This is a genomic window from Lutimonas saemankumensis (assembly GCF_020171465.1).
GTDB lineage: Bacteria > Bacteroidota > Bacteroidia > Flavobacteriales > Flavobacteriaceae > Lutimonas > Lutimonas saemankumensis.
Map to the genome: position 1 here is coordinate 23,008 of NZ_JAIUZR010000005.1, position 14,882 is coordinate 37,889.

Annotated in this window: 10 protein-coding genes; 5 read left to right on the plus strand and 5 right to left on the minus strand. The window is 37.4% G+C overall.

Going from position 1 to position 14,882, the window contains the following annotated elements:
- Positions 1 to 37 precede the first annotated feature (37 nt).
- Both LCM02_RS12115 and LCM02_RS12120 read left to right on the plus strand, forming a co-directional pair.
- Positions 38 to 673 (plus strand): hypothetical protein, encoded by a 636-nt coding sequence (locus LCM02_RS12115; protein ID WP_224930288.1) that lies wholly within the window; start codon positions 38 to 40, stop codon positions 671 to 673.
- A 64-nt stretch (positions 674 to 737) separates the two neighbouring features.
- Positions 738 to 1,439 carry a lipoprotein signal peptidase gene (locus LCM02_RS12120; RefSeq protein WP_224930291.1) on the plus strand — a complete coding sequence of 234 codons (702 nt, stop codon included), beginning with the start codon at positions 738 to 740 and terminating at the stop codon, positions 1,437 to 1,439.
- Here LCM02_RS12120 and LCM02_RS12125 read toward each other — a convergent pair.
- Positions 1,436 to 2,677 carry a pyridoxal phosphate-dependent decarboxylase family protein gene (locus tag LCM02_RS12125; protein WP_224930295.1) on the minus strand — a complete coding sequence of 414 codons (1,242 nt, stop codon included), beginning with the start codon at positions 2,675 to 2,677 and terminating at the stop codon, positions 1,436 to 1,438. The genes LCM02_RS12120 and LCM02_RS12125 overlap by 4 nt on opposite strands.
- 355 nt (positions 2,678 to 3,032) lie before the next feature.
- Here LCM02_RS12125 and uvrC point away from each other — a divergent pair, with 355 nt between their 5' ends.
- Positions 3,033 to 4,847, plus strand: a complete 1,815-nt coding sequence (gene uvrC, locus LCM02_RS12130) for an excinuclease ABC subunit UvrC (RefSeq protein ID WP_224930298.1) — start codon at positions 3,033 to 3,035, stop codon at positions 4,845 to 4,847.
- Complete coding sequence (locus LCM02_RS12135; protein ID WP_224930300.1) at positions 4,844 to 7,078, plus strand: patatin-like phospholipase family protein; 2,235 nt, start codon at positions 4,844 to 4,846, stop codon at positions 7,076 to 7,078. The genes uvrC and LCM02_RS12135 overlap by 4 nt, the downstream gene beginning before the upstream one ends.
- A 45-nt stretch (positions 7,079 to 7,123) precedes the next feature.
- Here the strand turns inward: LCM02_RS12135 and LCM02_RS12140 are convergent, their stop codons facing one another.
- The 4 genes from LCM02_RS12140 to LCM02_RS12155 are packed head-to-tail and all read right to left on the minus strand — an operon-like array spanning position 7,124 to position 13,716.
- Positions 7,124 to 10,609, minus strand: a complete 3,486-nt coding sequence (locus LCM02_RS12140) for an efflux RND transporter permease subunit (RefSeq protein WP_224930303.1) — start codon at positions 10,607 to 10,609, stop codon at positions 7,124 to 7,126.
- Positions 10,610 to 10,611: 2 nt separating this feature from the next.
- Positions 10,612 to 11,787 carry an efflux RND transporter periplasmic adaptor subunit gene (locus LCM02_RS12145; protein WP_224930306.1) on the minus strand — a complete coding sequence of 392 codons (1,176 nt, stop codon included), beginning with the start codon at positions 11,785 to 11,787 and terminating at the stop codon, positions 10,612 to 10,614.
- A 1-nt stretch (position 11,788) separates the two neighbouring features.
- Positions 11,789 to 13,123: a TolC family protein gene (locus LCM02_RS12150; protein WP_224930309.1), complete on the minus strand. Its 1,335-nt coding sequence runs from the start codon at positions 13,121 to 13,123 to the stop codon at positions 11,789 to 11,791.
- Positions 13,120 to 13,716, minus strand: a complete 597-nt coding sequence (locus LCM02_RS12155; protein WP_224930312.1) for a TetR/AcrR family transcriptional regulator — start codon at positions 13,714 to 13,716, stop codon at positions 13,120 to 13,122. The genes LCM02_RS12150 and LCM02_RS12155 overlap by 4 nt, the downstream gene beginning before the upstream one ends.
- A gap of 198 nt (positions 13,717 to 13,914) precedes the next feature.
- Between LCM02_RS12155 and LCM02_RS12160 the strand changes: the two genes are divergently transcribed.
- Positions 13,915 to 14,880 carry a polyprenyl synthetase family protein gene (locus tag LCM02_RS12160; RefSeq protein WP_224930315.1) on the plus strand — a complete coding sequence of 322 codons (966 nt, stop codon included), beginning with the start codon at positions 13,915 to 13,917 and terminating at the stop codon, positions 14,878 to 14,880.
- Positions 14,881 to 14,882 lie beyond the last annotated feature (2 nt).

Consider the following 14,882-nt stretch of genomic DNA (forward strand, 5'->3'; position numbering starts at 1 on the left):
GTTAAGAGGATCTTGCTCATGGATCCTCCTGCTTTTTATGTCTCTTCCTGTGTTTTGTCAGGAACTGGTCGAAAAGAAAATTTTCTCATCTGCCGATGAAATTCTCATCGAATTAGATCTTATTGATCACATAAGGCTGGAAAATTCTGTAAAAGAGGGTGAAATAGCTGTTTATGCAGAAGCATTGACCCAGGCTCCGAACTTTAAGATTGAGGAAAAAGGAAATACAGTTTTCATAAAAGATGCGAGACCGATTCAAACTGAAGAAGTCGAAGGATTAGATAAAGTATGCAGTATTGAACCCAACTATACTTCCTACAGGGTTCAGATTCCTAAAGATAAAATTGTTTACGTTTCAATTATTGAGGGTAATTTTTATTCCGATTCCTTTTATGGGGAGATAAATCTAAAGGTTGAGGACGGCATTATCAAACTCAGCAATCCTGAAGATCATATTAATATCAGACTAAATACCGGGAGTGTCATCATTAAAGATATTGAAAAAGGGGTTATAGATGCTGAAACAAAAATGGGAATTTTGAATACTGATTTCGAAGGGGATAGTTTAATTGAGTCTAAAAAACTGTTCCATCACACTGTGGGAACATCTGGGCAATCAATCAATATAAGAACCATTATGGCCAATATTTATTTATATGAAAGAAAAGGCTAATTTTTTAGTATTATTGTAGCGCTTAAAAAAGCCTTTTGAAAAGGATAACAAAGAAAGGAAACCCGTGAAAAGAGCAGTTGTAATTATTATTTTGATTTTGTTGATTGATCAAATATCAAAGGTCTATATCAAAACTCATTTTGTTCTTAGTGAAGAAATAAAGGTTTTGGGACTTGATTGGTTTCGGATTCATTTCCTTGAAAATAATGGAATGGCCTGGGGAAAGGAATTTGGCGGAAGATCCGGAAAGCTTTTCCTGACACTTTTCAGACTGGTGGCCATCGCAGGTATTGGTTATTGGTTATATGATGCCATCCGAAATAAAGGACATTATATTTTGATCACCGCCATTGCCCTGATCTTTGCCGGAGCCATGGGCAACATCATTGATTCCGTTTTTTACGGGATTTTATTTAGTGACAGCTATCGGAGAGTAGCCGAGTTTCTTCCTCCTGAAGGAGGATATGACTCTTTGTTTTACGGAAAAGTAGTTGACATGCTGTATTTCCCTGTAATTGATACCATTTTACCGGAATGGGTACCAAGTATTGGCTACGATCTTCCGGAATGGATCCCTGTTTTTGGAGGAGACAGGTTTTCATTATTCGAAAACAGGAACCTTACATTTTTTGATCCCGTATTTAATGTCGCGGATACAGCTATAAGCACAGGAGTGGGTCTATTGATTGTGTTCAATAAAACTATATTTTCAAAAAAGAAGGAAGGAATCACTGAAAATATTACAGAAGAAGACGACCTAAACTAGGCAATTTCAATTCTTTCCTTCAGAGCATCAATAAGTTGAAGCAGATTATCAATTTCCACATGGTCCATGATGACCACCTTGTACCATTTATTGTTATCATTGTGCTGTTCCGGAACAAGATCGAATTTTTCTGCGATGTCCTTTGGAACATGCGAGGAATATAGGGTAACTATATTCATGTGCTCATTTCTGAAATATGGAACGTTCAATTGATCGAGTTGTTTGCAGAACCAATCTGTCCTCATTTGAAGAATACTTATTTTTTCATACCAGCCATAAGGTCCGTAGGTAAATAAAATCATATAAACGGCAATGGCATTGGCTCCTGATCGACTTCCGCAAAGTGTGAGATCCATTCCTTCAACATATTCTGCTTCTTTGGTCAAAACATTTTCGATCAATCCCTTTCTGGCCAAATATACTCCGGTTCCGTATGGTGCCTGTAACATTTTATGAGCGTCAATTGTAATAGAGGAAATCTTTGGATTAGAGAAGTTTACATCAGATTTGAGATTGCTAAAGGGATAGACGAACCCTCCATAAGCACCGTCAATATGCATTTTATACTCCAGGTTCATAGACTCCAGGATATCTGTGTAAACGTCTGGATCATCAACTGAACCAAACATGGTCGTTGCCATATTTGCAATTACAATAAAATATTTTTTCCCATTTAAAACCGCTTCTTCAATCATCAATTTAAGGGCTTCCGGATCAATTTGCCTGGTGTCAAACTCAACTTTAGCCTGTAATAAATCAAGATTCAAAAGATTGGAAGCCTTGGGGATGGAATAGTGGGTATCCTCAGAAGCCAGAATCGCTATTTCATCATTCGAGGCATCAAAATTATGATTAAAATAGTTTCGAAAAACCCAAATGGCCTGAATATTGGCTTCGGTTCCTCCAGGGGCAATATAACCATCAAACTGTTCATCTTCCATTTTGAAAAAATCAACGGCAAGAACTCTTAAAACCTCTCTTTCGATTTCCTGGGTTCCTTTGAAGGCACTTTCAGAACTCCCATAGGTGTGACATCCGATATGATTCGGATTGGCAACATAGGTCTTCAGGGTAGGGGCATCTTTCAGGAAAGGAGCATCTGAATAAAACACTTTATCATCCAGTTTGGATGCAGGATATCCGAGTGAGGTATCTTTTTCGAAATCTACATTTTCTTTCAGTGCCTGTTCAATTCTTGATTGTAAACTTTGATGTGGAAGTTTTTTCCAATATTTCATGTCCTTGAAGTTTTATGCCTTATTTTTATAAGGTTATATCATATCGCAAAAATACGAATATTGATCATAGAAATTGGATTTAAATCAAACTTAATGAGTTAGTTAGCAATTTTTATTGATTCTTTAAATATTTATTTTTTAAGTTGTTTAATTCAGTATTTTTCGATATGCCAGGTGTCATAAAGAAAAAAAAATGATGGTTTCAATATATATTTTGAAATTGTCTGGTAATTCTTTTTCATTAGAATATGTAAGAAAATCCCGAATATTTGACTAAGGGTTTTCGAAAAAGAGACAAAAACGAATGTTAAGAATTCAATTCAATGAGAAATTAGAAACAGGTCTCATAAATTGAATGAATTTATTGGATTTAGAAGTTCAAATAAAATCCCTGCCCAACTCCCCCGGTGTATATCAATATTTTGATCGGGATGAAAAACTATTGTATGTAGGCAAGGCCAAAAATCTTAAAAAGAGGGTTTCTTCTTATTTTACCAAACAACATGAGAATGGAAAAACCAGGGTACTCGTCAGTAAGATATGTCGGGTCAGGCATATAGTTGTGGAGACTGAAACCGATGCCTTGTTGCTTGAAAACAACCTGATCAAAAAGTATCAGCCCAGGTACAATGTCCTTTTAAAAGACGATAAAACTTATCCCTGGATCTGCATTAAGAAAGAACCATTTCCCCGTGTTTTTCTAACAAGAAATGTTTGGAAGGATGGATCAGAATATTTTGGCCCTTATACTTCTGTCAGAACGGTAAGAGCCTTGCTTTCCCTGATTAAGGAATTATACCCCTTACGCAGCTGTGCATATAATTTATCTAAGGAGAATATTCGGGAAGGCAAGTATAAGATATGTCTGGAATATCATATAAAAAATTGTAAAGGAGCCTGTGAAGGTTTGCAGTCGGAAGATGAATATGATCAGGATATCAAGGAAATAAGGAATATTATCAGGGGTCATTTCAAATCTTCTATCAAGCGGTTTGAAAGCTTAATGTTGGAATTTGCCTCAAATGCAGAATTTGAAGAGGCACAGAAGATTAAGGAAAAGATAGAATTGCTATCTAACTATCAGGCGAGATCTACGGTTGTGAATCCTTCAATAACTAATGTAGATGTCTTTAGTATCGTTTCTGATGAGTCCTTTGCCTATGTTAATTTTCTAAAGATTACCAATGGCGCCATAATACAATCGCATACGGTAGAAATTAAAAAGAAACTTGACGAAAAGGACAAGGATTTACTGGAACTGGCTATAGTTGAGATCCGGGATCGGTTTAATTCTGTTTCAACAGAAATTTATACTCCTTTTCCGGTGGAGATAGGCAGTATAGTCAAAGTAACCGTCCCAAAACAAGGAGATAAAAGACGTATTGTTGAACTATCCGAAAGAAATGCCAAATATTTCAGACAGGAACGTTTTAAGCAAATTCAGATTATTGACCCTGACAGACATGTGAACAGGATCATGGCTCAAATGAAGAAAGATCTGAGACTCAAAGACGAACCACGTCATATTGAATGTTTTGACAACTCCAATATTCAGGGATCGCATCCGGTTGCTGCCTGTGTGGTGTTTAAAAACGGAAAGGCTGATAAAAAGGAATACAGGCATTTTAATATTAAAACAGTAGATGGTCCTGATGACTATGCTTCTATGGAAGAGGTGGTTCACAGAAGATATAAGAGGCTGCTTGAAGAAGAAAGGGATTTGCCTCAGCTTATTGTTATCGATGGAGGCAAAGGGCAGTTGTCTTCGGCCTTAAAGAGTCTTGAAGTACTTGGGCTTAGGGGTAAAATAGCCATCATAGGAATAGCAAAAAGACTGGAAGAAATTTATTATCCTGGCGATTCCATTCCGCTGTATCTTGATAAAAAATCGGAATCGCTGAAGATCATTCAGCAGTTGAGAAATGAAGCTCATCGATTTGGTATCACGCATCATAGAAATAAAAGGAGTAAAGGGGCCATTAACAGTGAATTAACCAATATTAACGGAATTGGTGAAAAAACGGTTTTGACCTTATTAAAGAAATACAAGTCGATAAAACGTTTAAAATCTGCAACGTTTAAGGATTTAGAGCAACTTATAGGTAAGGACAAGGCATTGAAAATATGCAGTCATTTTAATATTGAAAACCCTTCAAATTCAGTTTCATGAAATATTATCTTTTCCTTTTGATATTTATTTTCATGCATCCTGTTTTTGGGCAGGAAAGGGCTGAACCCGCTGAAGATCTGAAAATAGGCCTGGTTTTAAGTGGAGGAGGAGCAAAAGGTTTTGCTCATGTAGCCGTATTGAAAAAACTCGAAGAGGCTGGTATTCGGGTTGATTATATAGCTGGGACAAGCATGGGAGCCATCGTTGGAGGCCTTTATGCCTCCGGATACAATGCCCGGGAATTGGATTCGGTTTTAAGGGTAAACGATCTGAGTGGCTTGGTCCGAGATGACCTTCCAAGAGAAGTTTCGTCATTTTATCAGAAAGAAAACGATGGTAAATATGCGATTTCGCTGCCTCTTACGAAAGGTAAAATTGAATTGCCCTCCGCCGTGTCAAAGGGCCAGAATGCTTTCAATATCTTTTCACAATTAACGGAACATGTTCATGAAGTCGATGATTTCAGTGAGTTGGATATTCCATTTTTTTGTATCGCCACAAATCTGGAAACAGGTGAGGAGGTAGTTATGGACAAAGGCTTTTTACCCGAGGCAATTCGAGCAAGCGGTGCTTTTCCCGGACTTTTAACACCAGTAAAAGTGGATGGAAAAGTACTTGTAGACGGAGGGATTGTTGATAATTTCCCTGTTGAGAAAATGAGAATGAAGGGTGTTGATTACATTATTGGAGTCAATGTTTCAGGAGGATTAAAGGATATTGAAAACATTAAAACACTTCCAGAGATCCTGTTGCAGATAGCAGGCTTCCAGATGTATAAACAATGGGATGATAAAATTGACGAATGCGATCTTTACATACGTCCTGACTTAGAGGAGTTCACTACATTTTCATTTGATGAAAGTGAGGAAATATTGAAAAGAGGTGAAGAAGCCATGCAAAAGGTTGAAGTGGAATTAAAAGATATTGCAAGCCGACAAAAGGGAGAACCCATGACAAGAACCATTGAATCGTTCAGATTCAGAGATGATTTCCTTATAACGGATATAAAGATTAAAGGAAATCGGAATTACACGGATCAGTATTGTATAAAGAAACTGGGCCTGGAAAAGAACGAGAGAATAAGCAGAAAAGATTTTATGCGTGGAATCGATGTATTGACTGCTACGGGTAATTTTGAAAGTATTTTTTATAAGCTGATCTCGGATGGGGAAGGGGTCAGGGTAGAATTTGAGATTAATGAAAATAATGAAGAGACTTACATTCAATTTGGGGCACACTATGATGACCTTTACAAAACAGGAATCCTCGTTAATTTTACGAACAAACATTTATTTTTCAAAAATGACTTTGTTTCGGCGGACCTTGTGATCGGTGATAATATCCGATACAATATCGATTATTTTTACGACAATGGATTCAACTGGAGTTTTGGAATAAATTCCCGTTACAATACATTTAAGGCAGATGTGGTTACCAGTACGCTTCCTGACACAAGAAGTAACGGGAGTCTTGATACCGGCTTAAAGGTTCCCATAAAATATTTAGATTTTACAACGAGGCTATTTCTTCAATCCACCATCAAAGACAGGTGGGCCTTTAGAGTGGGGATCGAACACAAATTCCTTAATACCTATACGGATGAGGTCATTGATAACGTGACCAATCGCATCTATTTTGAGAAAAGTCATTTTTTCAGTGCTTTTGGAAAAGTAATGCTGGACACCTATGATTCCAACTATTTTCCCAAAAAAGGAGTGTATCTGAATTCCGAATATCTTCTCTACGGACTGTCAAGCGATTTTAACAATAACTTCAATACATTTTCACAATTGTACGGAAGGGTGGGTCTCGCGTATTCTTTCTTTGATAAACTTACGTTACATCTAATTTCAGAGGCAGGTGTTACCATTGGCAACAATGAGAATAAGGTTTTGGATTACCATCTTGGGGGTTATAATGAAAACTACATAAATACCTTTATACCATTTTACGGGTATGGATTTGCAGAGCTAAATGAATCTGCATTTTTAAGAACGGCATTGACTTTCAGGTATGAAATTTTTAAGAAGAATTTCCTTTCTTTTACGGGCAATTTTGGAAGATTGAACGAAGATATCTGGAATGATGGCAGAATATTTGAAGATACCCGATCGGGTTATGCTGCGGGATACGGAGTCAACACTTTTATTGGACCGGTGGAACTGATTTATTCATGGAATCCTGACAATGAACAAAATCACTGGTACATCAATGTAGGTTTCTGGTTCTAAACAAAAAAACCGGGCTTTGCCCGGTTTTTATTTCAATTACTTTTTTTATGCTGCTACTTTTTTTTCTTCAGGTTTTCTTTTTAACCACATTTTGAACCTTGTGACCAAATAGAACAGAATGGGCACCACGATCAAAGTCAAAAATGTTGCTACAAAAAGGCCGTAAATAACCGTCCATGCCAACGGCCCCCAGAAAACAACATTGTCACCTCCAACGTAGATTTGCGGATCTAACTGGGTAAACAAAGTGTAGAAGTTTATATTGAATCCTATTGCAAGAGGTATCAGCCCCAGAATAGTCGTTATAGCCGTTAAAAGCACAGGTCTCAACCTTGCTTTACCCGCTTTTACAATACATCCGAGTAATTCTTTCTTATCCAGATAATCATCTTCATCGAGTTCCAGCTCAGCCTTTTTTCTGTCTATGAGTAGTTGGGTATAATCAAGTAATACCACCCCATTATTCACAACGATTCCCGCAAGAGAAATAATTCCTACCATGGTCATCATGATAACAAAAGAATTACCAGTTAGGATAAGGCCGCTAAATACACCTATCAGACTCAGGAAAATGGCCAACATGATAATTCCTGGTTTTGAAACTGAGTTAAACTGAAAGATCAGGATCAAAAAGATGAGTCCCAGTCCTGATATAAAAGCACCTACTAAAAAGGTCATCTGTTTATTCTGCTCTTCTATCTGACCTGTATAGTCAATTTTTACGCCATTCGGTAACTCGGAAAATCCTTCCATTTCTGACTGAATTCTGCTTACTACTGCCCCGGCGTCTGTAAAACCAGGTGAAAGAGCCGAGTACAAGGTTACGACTCGCTTTACATCTTTGTGTTTAATTGCACTGAATCCTGAATTGTTTTTTTGACTTGTTACGGCAGATACCGGAATTTCCTTGATCTTACCTGTTGCGGGATCTCTGAAAGTAATTTTTTGATTGAATACCGCGCTTTTGTTATTCTTGTTCAGTTCATTAAACCTTACGTATATATCATAATCCTCACCATCTTCTTTATATATTCCTGCCTTGGCTCCAAAAATTGAATTTCTAAGCTGCTGTCCTACCTGGCCCGCATTGACACCCAATTCTCCTGCCTTACGCCTGTCGACAGAAACATACATGGAGGGCTTTGATCGGTTTACGTCAATTTTTAATTCATCAATTCCTTCAATACTTTGCCTGTTGATGAAATCTTTCATCTTCTCAGCAGTAAATATGAGTTCAGCATAATCATCTCCCTCTATCTCAATATTAATAGGATATCCTGCAGGAGGTCCGTTCGCATCTTTTTCCACGCTAATGGCCACACCCGGGTAAATGCCAACAAGGGCTTCCTGGATTCTTTGCCTGAGGGCTTCACTGTCTTTTCCGCGTCTGAATTTAAACTCGCGCATGGAGGCCGTTATTTTTGCCTTATGAGGCATTTCAGCCGCCGAACCACCATCCGTTTGCGGATTTCCTGCACCTTCACCCACCTGGGCCACGGCACTTTCTACTAAAAAATTAAAATCATTATCCCTGTATTCTTCAGCATTTAAAAAGGAATACACTCTTTTTTCAATATCACTGGCGATTTCATTTGTCTTTTCAATATCAGTACCTTCAGGATATTCTATATATACAATAATCTGATTTGGAACATTGTCAGGAAAAAACTCCACTTTTGTTCTCTGCATTTGAACGGAAGCTCCGAATCCTGAAAACACAAGAAACAGCAGAAGAACGGTTCCAACGGATAGGGCATAAGGTTTCCAGCTGCTTAGAGCTCCTTTTAAGGTTTTTTCGTACAAGACTTCCCATTTTGTCAGGATATTATTCTGAAAATAATTGGCCATTTTTCTCAGAAAAAGCCTGTAGATCCATAATAGAAGCGCAGTTGTCAGCATGATCGACCCGAATATTTTGTATTCTCCTCCAACAAAAAGTATCAGAAGGCCAAAAAGGACCAAAATACCGGTTATTGAAAAAATACTTTTACGAGACATGTTCTTATCTTCAGTACTCATGAATTGCGAGACCAATACAGAATTAAAGAAGATGGCAACAAAAAGTGAGGAGCCCAATACCACAGAAAGCGTTATGGGAAGGTAAATCATAAATTCACCCATTACCCCGGGCCACAATCCCAGAGGAATAAATGCGGCAATTGTTGTCGCCGTTGAAATAATGATGGGAAAAGCAATTTCGCTGATACCTTTTTTTGCCGCAGCTTTCCTGCTCATTCCTTCTTCGTCCATCAGGCGGTACACATTTTCGACCACCACAATTCCATTGTCAACCAGCATACCCAATCCCATGATCAGGGCAAAAAGGATCATGGTATTCATAGTATATCCCAGTGCATTCAAAATCATCAGGGAAAGTAACATCGACATAGGAATCGCAAACCCTACGAAAAGTGCATTTCTAAATCCAAGGAAAAACATTAAAACAGTGACAACCAATATGATTCCAAAAACAATATTATTGACCAGGTCATCAACCTGACCAATGGTTTTTGAAGACTGATCATTAGTTATACTGATCTCAAGATCTGCTGGAAACTCATTGATTCGGGCTTCTTCAACAATGACTCGAATCTTTTCGGCTGCAGCAACCATATTTTTTCCTGCCCGTTTTTTTACATCGAGCATTACAACGACTTCTCCAAAATCTCTGGCGTAGGTTGTTCTTTCCTTCTCCTTAAAACTGACATCCGCAACATCCTTCAGGTAAATAGGGCTATTGTTTTCAGATTTGACCACAAAAAGGTCAAGATCCGATGGGTCATCAATTTCTCCAATGATTCTGATGGTTCTACGTTGCCCGCTGGAAACGAGATTACCGGCCGACATGGTTACATTTCCGTTACTGACCGCACTGATAACATCTTCAAAACTTACTTTTGCAGCCATCATTTTATAAATGTCAACAGCCACTTCAACTTCTCTTTCCTGAGCTCCTCGAATATCTACCTGCTTGATCTCTGGTAATCCTTCAATTTCATCTTCCAGATATTCAGCATAAAGTTTCAACTTTTCAACCGGATAATCACCTGAAATATTGATATTAAGGATGGGCATTTCCTCTGAAAGGTTTAACTCAAAAACATTAGGTTCTACTTTGGCACCATTAAAAGTTGGCCAGTCTTCACTTGCAGTTTCAGAGTCAATTTCGTCCTTTACTTTTTGTTTGGCAGCGTCAACACTTATGTTTTCATCAAATTCAACGATTACCATTGAATAATCCTCCTGAGAAGTAGAAGTGATTTCAACAACATTTGAAATGGTTTTCAATTTTTCCTCAATAGGATCCGTCAACAGTTTTTCAACATCTTCTGCCGTATTACCCGGATATAACGAACTGACATAAATTTTGGTTTCTTTTATTTCCGGAAAGCTTTCTCTGGGCATACTGTTGTAAGCTGACAAACCTGAGAATAGTATGATCAGAATGACAACGTAAATTGTTGTCTTATTGTTAATGGCCCATGATGATAAACCAAACTCCTTATCGATGACTTTTTTCTGTTTGACCATAATTAAGAGTCTTGATTGATTATTTTCACTTTTTGGCCGTCGTTTACACTTCGTGCTCCTTCCATGATAATTTCGTTTCCGGCTTGAAGGCCCTGGGTCACTTCAATATAGTCACCTTGTGTAAGGCCGGTAACAATTACTCTTTTCTCCGCCGTAGCTTCATTTTTCGTATCGTTTTCAGATATCACGTATACATATTGTTCTCCGCTTGCGTTTTCTGAAATAATACTTTGAGGAATCAACAAGGCATTTTCATTTGAGTAATCGTTGATTTTTAATTTTGCCGTCAAATTTGGCTTTATAGATCTGTCTTTATTGGGAAGGTCGATCTCAACTTTAAAGGTTCTGTTATTTGGGTTAATAAAATCTCCAACCTGTCTGACCTTCGAATCGATCTTTTTGCCTAAGACAGGAAATTCAACCTGCACCCTCTTGTTTCTGGTGATATTCCTAATATATTTTTCTGGGACATCGGTTTCGATATACATATTGTCAAGATTTACAATTCTCATGATTTGAGACTGTCCGGGCATGACAACACTTCCTTGTTCTGTAAGAACATCGTCAATGGTCCCTGAGAAAGGAGCTCTAATGATCGTTTTATCGACTTGCTGCTCCAGTTGAGCTATAGCCTGTATCTGAGCCTCATAATTGGATTTGGCCTGCAGGTATTGCATTTCACTTCCAATCTTTTGGTCCCACAAGCGTTGTTGTCTTTCGTAAGTGGTTTTTGCAAGATCAGCCTGAATTTTCAACTGAGCAAGTTGCTGACTAAGACCTCCGTCGTCTATTTGAGCCAATACTTCACCTTTTTTCACTTTTTGACCTTCCTTGACGAAAACAGTAGATAAAACCCCCGAGAATTCCGGATATATAATCAGTAGGTTTTTAGTGGTAACGTTTCCTTGTAGCTCAAGAAAATGCTTAAAGTCAGTTGTTTCAAGCTTATAAGTTGTAATAAGAGGGATTTTTTTACTCTCATCCAGTTCTGCAATGATAATATCCAGTTTCTTAATGTCCTGTTTGATCGAGTTCTGTTCAGATACCAGTTCAGATTTTTTTGCTCTGATGGATTCAAGATCTCTCGACTCGATCACATCTTCAACACTTTTATTGTCTCCACTACCGCATGAAGCCGTGAAAAGTATAACGAATAAAATGGGGAAAATCTTTTTCATATTAAAATAAGTTAAGTGCATTTTCTAATTCTACTTTTGATTGAATAATTTCAAGTATAGATTGTATGTAATCCTGTTGAGATCCAAACAATTGATTTTGGGTGTTAGTTAAGTCAATACTGCTACTGAGGCCTTCAAAGAATTTTATCTGCTCTTTTTCGGCGATCCGCTCAGCAAGAGCAAGATTCTTTTTAGAAGTCTGAAACTGATCAAGAGAAAACTGATATTTATTTTTGGCTGTACTTACCTGAAGCTTTAAATTTTCAGAAATCTCATATTTTTCAATTTCAGATTGCATCAAATTTATTTTTGCCTGCTGAGTTCTTGAACTTCTTTGTAAACTACTGAAAACAGGTATTTTCATGCTGATCCCAAATAAAGATGAATCAAACCAGTTTTCATCGAATTCTTGAAATGCCAATTCGTCACCATACTGAAAAGTACTGTAATTGACAAAGGCATTTATCGACGGAATACTTTTACTTTTTTCGTACTTTACCAAAAGCTCATCTGAAAGCACCTGATTATCAGCGATTCTGTAATCTACATGGTTTTCCAGGTCAAAATCTTGATAAAGCATTTGCAGGTCTGTACTTTTTAAAGCCAGATTCTCCAGATTTTCTGTGAGTTCAACCTCTGTTTCAATGGGTATTCCTAAAGTAATGTTCAATGCCTGCTTGGAAATAGTTTCCAGCCTTGAAGATCTGTTAATCTCATTTTCAATATTCAGGAGCGTGATTTGCTGTTGCTCAAAATCCTGTTCCTCAGTGAATCCGTTTTGTAGTAAGATTCGAGTTTCATTCAGGTTTTTTTCAAGAACTTCTTTATTCTTATATAGAATTGCCAGGGTTTCCTGAGCAACTAAAACATTGCCATAGGCATTAATTACTGCCTCCCTTATGGTTTGATCTGTTTTTTCCTTGGCAAGATTGGAAATCATCAAAAAGGTTTTGGCAGATTGTAAACCAACAAGATAGGAACCGTCAAAAATCAATTGATTTACCGTAACAGTGGCATTCATATTTTGTTTTGTACCAAATACAACCGGGGTGAATTCACCTGGCTCGCCTCCAATTATTTCTGAAGGAATAAATGAAACCTGTTGTTTGATCCAGTTTTGATAATCTATACCAGCATCAACCTGAGGAAGACCGAAAGAAGTGGCCTCCCATTTCTGTTTCTCGGCAGCTTCGATATCAAGCGACGCATTTCGAACCGTATAATTATTTTTTAGGGCATATTGAATCGCCTCATCAAGGCTAAATGAATAAGCCTCCTGTGCCATTGTTGCGGGTATCCAGCACATTACAAAAAATAGGGTAAATATCTTTTTCATTTTCTTAGAATATTTGATAATGTTTTGAGTCCTTTTTCGGTAGCGATAGCTCTGACGTGATATTCGAGAAATGCATCTTTTAAATCAGGCAATCTGTAAGTTTCCGAGGGAAAGAATTCTCTGTTAGACAGATTCATGATACCACTTAAATAAAACCGGGTGATCAGATCAATATCAATACCTTTCCTGTAGTATTCTTCTTTAATTCCTCTTTTCAGATTATCTTCAATACAAAGATTCAGGGATTGAAACTGTTCTTCCTTTAACTGTTTGAAGATTTTTGGATAATATTTTTGGAGTTGATAACTCGGACTTGATTTTTCGTTTTTCAATTGATCATTGACCATTGTCTTTATCGTAAAGATCTCTTTGATTGGGTCATGTTTGGCTGAACAAACCATACAAATTGTGTCGTGAACCTTTTCTAAGACAAAAAAAGTAGTCGCCTGAACCAATTCCTGCTTGGTTGGAAAATGGGCATAAATGGTTTTTTTTGAGATCCCCATTTCGTGGGCGATGTCATCCATGGTAACACTTTTGAAGCCCAGGTTCAGGAACATATCCGAAGCTTTTTCTAATATTTTTTCTTTCATAAGGCCGCAAAGATAAGCGCGGAAACTTTAAAAACAAAAAAAGTTTCCAAAGTTTACATAAAATTAATATGCGTCACGTTTGACGAATAAAAGCGGCCAAAGTTACAAGGGAGGTTCTGTTTTTTTTATGCCGATTATTACGAGGTTCGATTGGAGGTTTTTAGCCAAGAATGGTTATTTTTACAAAAAACAATTACTTTGAATATAGAAGAATACAGAAATGCTTTTCTGAACTATTTAAATGAAAAAATTGGTGACAGGGAACCACAAAATTTATACACTCCGATCAATTATATATTGACATTGGGAGGAAAACGAATGAGGCCTGTATTGGTCCTGATGGGTTGTCATCTGTTTTCTGAAGAATATGAAAAAGCCATGGAAGCCGCCATGTCAGTGGAAATGTTTCATAATTTTACTTTGATCCATGATGATATTATGGATAACGCTGATTTGAGGAGAGGTAAAGAAACAGTGCATAAAAAATGGAACCTTAATACTGGAATTCTTTCTGGTGACGCCCTTATGATCATGTCAAATCAAAGGCTTGAATCTTATGATGGATCCATATTTAAATCCTTGATATCCCTCTACAATAAAACCGCACTTGAAGTTTGTGAGGGACAGCAGTTGGATGTTGATTTTGAGGAAGAAACTGATGTACAGCTTGAAGAATATATAAAGATGATCAGTTTCAAGACAGCTGTTTTGGTTGGGGCCTCATTAAAAATGGGGGCCATTATTGGAGAAGCAATTTCTCAGGATCAGCAAAGGATTTATGATTTTGGATTAAATCTGGGGATTGCCTTTCAATTGCAGGACGATTACCTGGATACCTATGGAGGAAATGATTTTGGCAAACGCATAGGTGGAGATATTCTGGAAGGGAAAAAGACTTTTCTTTACATAAAAGCTCTGGAAGCATCAGATCTGAGTGATAAAAATAAATTACTCGCCTTGTATTCGTCTGAATTGGATCCCAAAGACAAGATAGAAGGTGTTAAGTCTATATTTAACAAGTACCAGGTAGATAAAGGGCTTTTGGAAAAGATTGAAGAATATACAAAGGCAGCTTTGACTGATATTGAAGAATTATCCATCGCTTCAGAAAAGAAAAAATTATTAAAGGAATTTGCATTAAACCTGATGAATCGTACTACCTGATA

Excerpts from the sequence above, each read along its gene's own strand:
- LCM02_RS12115 (WP_224930288.1), top strand. The coding sequence starts at position 38 with ATGTCTCTTCCTGTGTTTTGTCAGGAACTGGTCGAAAAGAAAATTTTC.
- LCM02_RS12125 (WP_224930295.1), bottom strand. The coding sequence starts at position 2,677 with ATGAAATATTGGAAAAAACTTCCACATCAAAGTTTACAATCAAGAATT.
- uvrC (WP_224930298.1), top strand. The coding sequence starts at position 3,033 with ATGAATTTATTGGATTTAGAAGTTCAAATAAAATCCCTGCCCAACTCC.
- LCM02_RS12135 (WP_224930300.1), top strand. The coding sequence starts at position 4,844 with ATGAAATATTATCTTTTCCTTTTGATATTTATTTTCATGCATCCTGTT.
- LCM02_RS12140 (WP_224930303.1), bottom strand. The coding sequence starts at position 10,609 with ATGGTCAAACAGAAAAAAGTCATCGATAAGGAGTTTGGTTTATCATCA.
- LCM02_RS12145 (WP_224930306.1), bottom strand. The coding sequence starts at position 11,787 with ATGAAAAAGATTTTCCCCATTTTATTCGTTATACTTTTCACGGCTTCA.
- LCM02_RS12150 (WP_224930309.1), bottom strand. The coding sequence starts at position 13,123 with ATGAAAAAGATATTTACCCTATTTTTTGTAATGTGCTGGATACCCGCA.
- LCM02_RS12155 (WP_224930312.1), bottom strand. The coding sequence starts at position 13,716 with ATGAAAGAAAAAATATTAGAAAAAGCTTCGGATATGTTCCTGAACCTG.